Consider the following 2,393-nt stretch of genomic DNA (forward strand, 5'->3'; position numbering starts at 1 on the left):
CGTGGCGAAGCGGCGGTTGGCGCCGTCCTCGACGATCGTGGTCGGGCCGTTGTGGATGTTGGTGATCCGGTTGACCTCGAGGTTCCGGATGTTGGTGACGTTCACGTTCCGGACATAGGTGTCGCTGACCCGGTAGGGCGGGTGGTAGATCTCGCCCGGCCCCAGCGGGTACCAGCCGATCGGGTGACTGTCGGCAGCCAGGGTGATGGCGGCGCTGACCGCGGCCCCGGCGAAGAAAGTGACCAGCGCCGGGGCGTAGACCGGATGCACCTCGACCGGGCCGGGCACCCAGCCCCAGCGGTCGTCGGCATAGGTCCAGCGGCCGTAATGGAAGGGCGCGAAGCCCCAGGGCTGGTCGTCGATCCAGGTCCAGCCCCAGCGGTCGTCATGCTCCCAGCGGCCGTCGCGGTAGGGCACCCAGCCGGACGGCACGTCGGTCGGGTACCAGATCGCCCCGGTGCCCGGCGTCTCGTGCCAGGTGCCGGCGGCGGCGAGGTCCTGGTAGCCGGTCATGGCGGGCGAGACGTAGCGCGGCGCGGTGGACGCCGCCCGGATCCGGCCGTCGGCCCAGTCGTCGAGCGGGTCACGGTCGGCAGACTGCGCCAGGGTGTAGGTGAACGGATCGCCGCCGGCGGCCACGCCGGTCTCGCCGCCCTGGATGTCGACCGGCCCGTCCGGCCCGCCGGCGATCTGCGCCTCGCCGGAGAACACCACCACCTGGGTCGGGTCCTGGGTGGTGCCCGCGTCGATGCGGTATTCGCCCGGCCGGTCCAGCGTGACCGTGCCGCGCGGGGTGTCGACCGTCCAGGTTTCGCCCGCCTGCAGGTCGGCGATGTCGATGTTGACCGACCCCTGGCCCAGCTGGGCGGCGAAGGCCTGGTCGTCCAGTTGCCGGATGTCCAGCTCGGCCTGGCCGCCGAGATGCAGCTCGGCCGGGCCGATCTCCAGCGCCGCCCGGGCCTGCGGCTCGGTCCAGAGCGACATGCCGGAGGTCACCGGCTGGTTGCGCGCGGCCACCGCCCAGGGCTGGGCCGGGTCGGGGCGCAGCGACACCGCGCCGGAGACATCGGCCAGCCGCCCGACCCGGGCCGGCGGATCGTCATCCGCCCGGGCCGGAACGATGCCGCAGAGCAGGGCCGCCGCGGCGACCCCCGCCAGGATCTGCGCCTTCATCCGTTCCTCCTCGACCGCCGGCCTCGCTGAGGGCCGGGCAGCCGGATGTCCCCGTTCGGCGCCGTCAAAGAACCGGCGCGAGCATGCGTCCGCAGGGTCGGAGGCTAGGCGGCAGGCCCTTGCAGGAGGCTGGCCTGGAGATGAATTCGCGGTGAAGTGCCGGCTATGATCGGCGGCTCACTTCAGCAGCCGGTCGATCTCGGCCCTTAGCTCGGAATCGTCCGGCATCCGCCCGGCCGAGGCCAGCACGGCGGCGCGCAGGAACAGCGCCTGGGCCGCCAGCTCGTCGACGCCGTCCTGGGCCTGGGCCATCACCTGCTCGATCTGGTCCAGCCGCTCGGACATGCGGTCGGCGGTGGTGCCGTCCAGCGGCTCGGCCTTCGCCGCCGCGATCGCCTCCAGGAGGTCGGCGGCGACGATGCGCAGCCCCAGCCAGGCCGTCGCCGCCTCCAGCGACTGCCGCGACCGCCGGCTCTCGCCGCTGCCCAGCCGGCCGATCAGGGGCGCCGCCGCGGCCAGGCCGTGCCGGGCCTCGTCGCGCGCGTCCAGGGCCTGGGCGGCCTGCACCAGCAGCAGGTCGGCGTCGAGCATCTGGGTCGATTCGGCGCCGTGCTCGAGCAGCGCCATGCCGACCAGCTCGTAGCGGCCGGCCTGCACCGCCGGCATCTCGCCATTGGCGGCGTGGCCGCGCAGCCGGGCGTAGAGCTCGGCGAAGGGATCCGGGGCCGCGGGCGCTGCATCGGGCGCGGGCGGCGCGGTCACCACCGGCGGCTGCGGCCAGCGGCGCAGCGCTTCGATCAGCCGGGCGGCGACCCGGGCCGACGGCACCATATTCGCATCGGCCGGGGGTTCGGCGGGCTGGGTCGGGGCGATCGGGGTGGCCGGCGCGGGCTCGGCGGCCGGAGCGGGTTGCGCGGCCGGCGCTTCCACGGAGGGTGGTGGCGGGGCCGCAGCCGGAGGCGCGTCGGTGGCCGGCGCGGGCGCTGCGGCCGATGCCGCCGGGCTGGCGGCGGTCGTTGTGGCGGGCGCCTCCGTCGCTGCAGATGCGGGTGGTGCGGCGGGCGGCGCATCGGGCTTCGGCGCTGCCGCATCCGGAGCGGCCTGGGCCGTGTGAGCGTCAGGTGCAGCAGCCGGCGGCGGCGCCTCCGCCCGAGCGGGCGTTTCCGGCGCTGGCGCTGCGGCGGTCTCGGGCGGCGCTGTAGTAGTTGGCGAAGACGGTG

Annotated in this window: 2 protein-coding genes; both read right to left on the reverse strand. The window is 75.2% G+C overall.

The genetic code is table 11. From position 1 onward, the window contains the following. Positions 1-1,173: DUF6600 domain-containing protein (locus FFK22_RS43625; protein ID WP_221939288.1), on the reverse strand; the 1,173-nt coding region annotated here is incomplete at its 3' end. A gap of 177 nt (positions 1,174-1,350) precedes the next feature. Continuing rightward, a complete protein-coding gene (locus tag FFK22_RS41455; RefSeq protein WP_143956980.1) occupies positions 1,351-2,004 on the reverse strand; it encodes a hypothetical protein in 654 nt (217 codons plus the stop codon). Positions 2,005-2,393: the final 389 nt, after the last annotated feature.

Source organism: Mycobacterium sp. KBS0706, assembly GCF_005938675.2.
Lineage (GTDB): Bacteria > Pseudomonadota > Alphaproteobacteria > DSM-16000 > Inquilinaceae > Inquilinus.

Bases quoted from the DNA above. Each gene is read 5' to 3' on its own strand.
- FFK22_RS41455 (WP_143956980.1), bottom strand. From the start codon at position 2,004: ATGGTGCCGTCGGCCCGGGTCGCCGCCCGGCTGATCGAAGCGCTGCGC.